The organism is Exiguobacterium sp. s142, assembly GCF_018618455.1.
GTDB lineage: Bacteria > Bacillota > Bacilli > Exiguobacteriales > Exiguobacteriaceae > Exiguobacterium > Exiguobacterium aurantiacum_A.
In genome coordinates this window covers 79,346-85,639 of the sequence record NZ_JACSMB010000013.1, presented here as the reverse complement: position 1 = coordinate 85,639, position 6,294 = coordinate 79,346, and the positions used below count along the sequence as shown (strand labels likewise).

Sequence of the window (6,294 nt, the reverse complement as noted above, 5' to 3'; positions counted from 1 at the left end):
TAAACGGCCTCAGCCCATTAGAATTCAGGGCTGAAGCCGTCTAAACGATTTTTATTATTTCGACTGTCTACTTGACAGGGTGCAGTTCAAATCCGGCTCGCTTTGTCTCATCTTTCGATTAAATCTTTCGCTTGTTGAATCGTGAAGCCGCGCGGTTTGTCACTTTCGAGCGCGGTCAACCGTTTCTCGAGTTCGACGGTCTGTTCGTACGTCGCTTCATATTGATACAATCCGTTCGCAAGCTCGGTCAATCGAGTCACTTGAATCGGCAGCGACGGCTGCCCGTCATCAAGCAAGATGACGAGATTGATGTCACTATCGACCGGTAACCGGATCGAGCCATAGAAGGCGACCGCTTTAAATCCACGCTTCATGATGACGATCGGCGATGTCCCAACCGCGACGGCTTGATTGCGCAGGCGCGTGATCGTGATGCCGGCGTGGATCAACCGGTTCGACGGTTGGATCGTCTCGACGTACTCCTCGATCGGAATGAGCGTTCCCGCTTCAAGCGCTTGTTCAAAATCGGATTCTCGCAACGGTCGGCTGAAAATGAAACCTTGAATGACGTGACAACCGAACTCACGGAGTCGAAGCAAGTCATCCATCATCTCGACACCCTCGACGACGACGTTCATCCCGAACTCTTCGGCGATGAGGAGCAGACTCCGGATGATGCCTTGGGCTTTTCGGCTTTGGTTGACGTTATGGGCGAAGATACGGTCAATCTTGATTGTCTGGGCACTGTACGCCTGTAAGTAAGCAAGCGACGAATACCCTTTACCGAAGTCGTCAAACGCGATCGGGATACCGAGGTTGTTCAACCGTTCGAACGCTTGTGTGATCTGCTGGGCGTCGTCTAACAGTGACGTCTCCGAGATCTCGACTTCGAGATACGACGCCGGGACGTGGAAGCGGTCTAACATATCTTCGAACACGCGTTCAAACCGTTCTTGATACAAGTATTTGGCTGAGACATTGATCGAGATCGGGACTCGATGTTTGAGCGACGTGATATAGCGGCACACCTCTTCGATCAACCAGTTCGTCAAATCGAGATGGAGGCTGCTCTCCTCGGCGAGCGGAATAAATTCAGCCGGCGAGATCGAGCCCCACGTCGGGTGCGTCCAACGCATGAGCGCCTCGGCTCCGACGATTTGACCGGTCCAGGCGTTCACTTTCGGTTGATACATCAAATAGAATTCGTTGTTTTTAAGCGCACCTCGCATATCGCGCAACAGCTCGTAGCGTTTGAGTGACTCGATGTCCATTTGCGACGAATACAGTTCGAGTTGCGTCCCGAACTTTTTATCGGCCCGGTTCATGGCGACGCATGCGTGCTTGATCAATTCGCTCGCCTGTGCCCCGTCTTCAGGATAGCGGCTCACGCCGATCGAGATTCGCGCGAACAAGTCATACGCGTCAATATGGAACCGGTGCTTCGACAGCGTTCCTAACTCTTTCCCGAGCGCAAGCACTTCCGGGTCTTCCATCCGGCGCGGCAACACGATCAAGACGTTATCCGCATCGAGATGACCGAGCAAGGCGTCTTGTGGCAACAGACGAATCAATTGGTTCACCGTCGCGACACGCCACTCGTCACCGAGCTCGTAGCCGAACGTATTGTTGATCTCGGCAATCCGGTTGAACGAAAGCGAGAACAATGTGAACGGGTCGCGTTTGCGCGTGAGTTGATAGACCGATCCTGTGATCGACTCACGGTTTGGCATGTTTGTGATCGGGTCGAGCGAGGCGAGGCGCCAAATCTCTTGTTGCTGTTCTTTCAATTGGGTGATGTCTTTGACGAGCGTCCGAAACCCGATGACGATTCCGCCTTCAGAGAAAATCGGTTCCCGGTTCTCTTCGATCCATTTGACATTGCCTTTCGCATAGATACGATACGAGAACGTTGTCGGTTTACCGCTGAGCGTCACTTCTCGGGCTTGGTTCACTTTCGGCACGTCGTCAGGAACGACGACACGCTGCCAATAGTCAGGGTGTGTGTTGAACTGGTCTTCCGTATAGCCAAAGATGTGCGAGAAGCCCGGCGTCAAAAACTTAAACTGTTTCGTCTCGAAATAACGTTCAAAAATGACCGAGTCGACGATTTCGCACAACTGCTTCACTTTGGACTGCTCCATCGTGAGCGCTTCTTCGACTTTGACCAAATTGGTGACGTCAAACATTGCCCACGTCACCGATTTTCGATCTTTTGACATTCCGACTTTGACGATCAAATCCAAATATTTTTGTTGCTTCGGATTGAACGCCTTGATTTGGGTCTCATACTCTTGCACGTCAGCATCGTGGATGAGCGTCTCGATGGCTGCCGCAAATTCTGGACGGTAATCCTCATGGATCATGTTACGGAAATGTTCGCGTTTCATATCTCCCAGTTGCCGCTTAGATAACCCGAGCAGTTCACCCGTCTGCGGTGAATGGTAAAACTCGCCGGACTCGAGGTCAAGTTCGATCAGGATGAGACCCGGGATGCGCTCGAACAGCGTCCGTCCCACTTTCATCCGATTGTATCGTTCGCGCAGTTCCATCTGGGTCGTCAAGTCTTTGACGACGCCGTACAGACCGGTGATGACCCGGCCGGTATAGAGCGGCGTATTCGTGACCGACAGATGAATGCGTCGCTTGTCCGCATTCAACGCTTTCAGTTCATAATGGACCGTCTCCCCATGGAGCGCCCGCTGATGAAAGGCGTGAACACGTTCGCTTTCTAGTTTTGGAAGCCAGGAGTCAGGATCGACGAAACGCTCCTCTTCCCCGCTAAAGAGAAGCGACAACTTTTCGTTCGAGTCGACGAAGTTCAAATCTCGATCAAGGACGTACACCGCGTCAGGATATTGATCGAGCAATAACGGATCGATATTGATTCTCCCCTCATGCTCGGCCTGCTCAACGTTTGATTCTAATACATGCTTCCAATTACGGAAGAAGCCCATGTGTATCACTCCTTCGTGTGACAAATGTCACGTTTCGATACGTGTTAACTTGATTATACAAGATTGACTAGTTGAAAGAGCTTCTGCATTTTGCAAATAAGGGAAAAGAACCGTATTACATACATATATTCAAAAAAATGTCATGTCTTAATGTGCTGTCAACCTACTCCTCCACACGATGATGACGCAAAAAAGACCACGGATATGTGCTCCGTGGTCTCGCGCATTATGGTTGTTTTACGACGACCGTCGCATACGATGGCACGTCGACATAGCCCGAGACGCGTTTGATCGTCTTCGTTCCTGCCTGACTGCCGTCGACAATCACGTTCCACTGTCCTGTCGGAAGTTTCACTTTGACTGTTTCTGCGTTGGCGTTATGTGTGATGAACAAGTCTTTCTTCTGGCCAGGCGCTTTGTCATCGATCAAATACGTGATGACGTTTGGCGCAGAACGATAGAACTTGACGTTCTTCTTGACGTCAGTCGCTTTCGTCATGCGAAGCCCTGGGTTTTGTTTACGCATCTCGATCAAGCCTTTCATGTACTGGACGTCCGCCTTACGTTCAGCGGCGCGTTTCCAATCCATTTGGTTGATGCGGTCCGGTGATTTGTACGAGTTGTGATCGCCTTCTTTCGTCCGCATGAACTCTTGACCGGCGTGGAGGAATGTCGTCCCCTGGCTCGTCAAGAGGATGCTTGACGCGAGACGATGCATCTTCGTCCGGTCCGCTTCCGCCGTCTCTTTATTCGTGAGTTCGAGCTTGTCCCAAAGCGTGTGGTTGTCGTGCGCTTCGACGTACGTGATCGCTTGCGTCGGCTCTTTCGTGAAGCCTTTGATCTCGGCATTGTAGTCGATCTCACCGACGATTCCCGTCTTGATGCGGTTCTCAAGACCGTCTTTGCCGTTGATGAAGCCGTTGTCCGTGTCGATAAAGACGCTGCCTTTCAAGCCGTCACGGATGTTGTCGTTAAAGTGCGCGACGCGGGGCATCTTGTAGGCGTTCTTTTGGTTCGCTTTCAGTGCCGGGTCGAGCGGTGTGCTGAGGTCCCAACCCTCGCCGAAGACGAGGATCGATTTATCGACTTTGTCGAGCGCTTGACGGACTTGGTTCATCGTCTCGACGTCGTGGATGCCCATGAGGTCGAATCGGAACCCGTCCCAATGATATTCTTGCGCCCAGTAGACGACTGAATCGACGATGAGTTTTTGCATCATCTTACGCTCAGACGCGGTGTCGTTGCCGACGCCCGTCCCGTTCGCGAAGTCGCCGCCTGCCGTGTAACGGTAGTAGTAGCCTGGTACGATCTTATGAAGGTTCGAGGCTTGCGCATCGAACATATGGTTATAGACGACGTCCATGACGGCACGCAAGTTGTGGTCGTGGAGACCTTGAATCATTTCTTTCATCTGCATGATTCGAACTTTTGCGTCATAAGGGTTCGTCGAGTATGAGCCTTCCGGCGCGTTATAGTTTTTCGGGTCATAGCCCCAGTTGTATGTCGCGTTCGGTTTCGTCTCGTCGACCGAGGCCGTGTTGTAGTCATACACCGGGATGAACTGGACGTGCGTCACGCCGAGGTCTTTGACGTGGTCAAGGCCTGTCTTCGTCGCCGTCTTCTTCCCGTTTTCAATCAAGCGAGTACCCGGTTGAACGACACCGAGGTATTTACCTTTATAGCGAATTCCTGAATCGTACGTGTTCGATGTGACGTCAAAGATTGAGAAGTCACGGACGTGTGTCTCGTAGATGATCGCGTCCGTCGCGTTTTGAAGCTTCGGTTTCATCGAGTTCCAACGTTTCGGTTTCGTCTCGTTCAAGTCGACGATGACCCCTTGGTCCCCGTTGACGCCGACCGCCGTCGCATACGGATCGACCGCACGGACGCTGCCTGACGCATGCTTGACGTTGTACGTGTAGCCGATGCCGTCGAGGTCGCCGCGGACTTCAGCCGTCCACGTGCCGCGTTCGCCACGCTTCATCGCAATCGTTTTCTTAATATCCTTGTCGTTCGCTGGACGGTCTTTCGGCATGTTCCACAGTTCGAGTGAAACGTCTTGAGCCGTCGGTGCCCAAAGCACGAAGTTCGTCTTCGACTGCTTGTATGTGACGCCGAGCTTGCCGTTATACGCATACTTCGCATCGAATTCCGGTGACCGGAGCACGTCGCCTGCTTGCAGCACTTTGTCACCGAACGTCGGGTGCGACGCCGTGATGACTTGCGCCAAGTCGAGGTCAGCGCTGAAGTTTACCGTGACCGATTTGTCGCCAGTCTTCTCGACTGACTCGACTGCCGCGCCATCGACCTTCAATTCACTAAGGAACTGCTCATCGATCGCGCGGTTGAGCGTTAGTTCCGCCTGACGGAACGTGTTTGCCTCGAACGAGACGATTTTTGGTGAGCGGTCGATTTCTGGCTCTGAATAGTAAATCGTCGAATCACCTTCGACGAGCCAAATCTCTTTCGCCGTGCTGAGCGCGAAGCGGTCTTCGCCGTCCTTGTCGGACCATTCGCCTTTTTTCGTGATCAGACCGATGAGTTGTTTCGCATCCGGATTCGCAAACTTCACGTTCGCGACACCGCCGTAGGCGTCCGTCTCATCAAAGTTGATGCTTTGACCGTCGCCACCGTCCGGCCACGTCCAAACACCCCAGTCGGTGTATGTATTGTCATAGCGGAAGTAGTGGACTTTCATGTCGACTTCCGTCTTCGCCGTCTCCCCGTCCGGGTTCGACGTGTAGATTTTCGAGTCGCCCGACTTGATCCACACTTCGGCGACACCGTCCTTGATCATGTCTTTCGTGATCAGGCGGTCGTTTTCCGACCCTTTATCCTTGTCCCAATTGTCCGTTCGGACGATGAGACCGATCTGTTCAGGTGAGTCGACCGGGAATTCGTAGGCCGCCACCTTGCCGTAATCGTCCTCGCCGTTAAAGGCGAAGCCTTTGTTCGGGAAGTAATCTGGGCCATTCGCCCAAAGCCATAAGTTCCAATCCATTTGATTGTCTGGCGCCTCTTGATAGTGGACGACGACTAGTGTCGACTCTTTATCAAGGGCAGACGCTGACATCGGAAACATCGACAGAATCAGTGCAAACGTTAGCACAACTGCCCATACTGGTTTCCATTGTTTGTTGACCATGTGGGTCCCTCCTTGTAGCATGAATTTAGGAAAACGCTTACACAAAAATTGTAAACGTTTGCTTCCTTAATTTCAATTCTTTTCTAAATAAACAACTAACGTTTCCCATATCAAGCCACTTGTTGGTTCGAACTCATTTTCCCATCACAAAATGATTGCTTTTTTATCCTCATCTGTCGAATATAGAAAATAGAG

2 protein-coding genes are annotated in these 6,294 nt (G+C 52.0%); both read right to left on the bottom strand.

Annotated features, from left to right (window positions below):
* Positions 1 to 107 precede the first annotated feature (107 nt).
* Entirely contained in the window at positions 108 to 2,954 is a 2,847-nt protein-coding gene (locus KNP77_RS11830) for a sensor domain-containing protein (RefSeq protein WP_214890970.1), read from the bottom strand.
* Positions 2,955 to 3,180: 226 nt separating this feature from the next.
* Positions 3,181 to 6,099, bottom strand: coding sequence for a type I pullulanase (gene pulA / locus KNP77_RS11825; RefSeq protein ID WP_251139058.1), 2,919 nt, complete (start codon positions 6,097 to 6,099; stop codon positions 3,181 to 3,183).
* Positions 6,100 to 6,294: the final 195 nt, after the last annotated feature.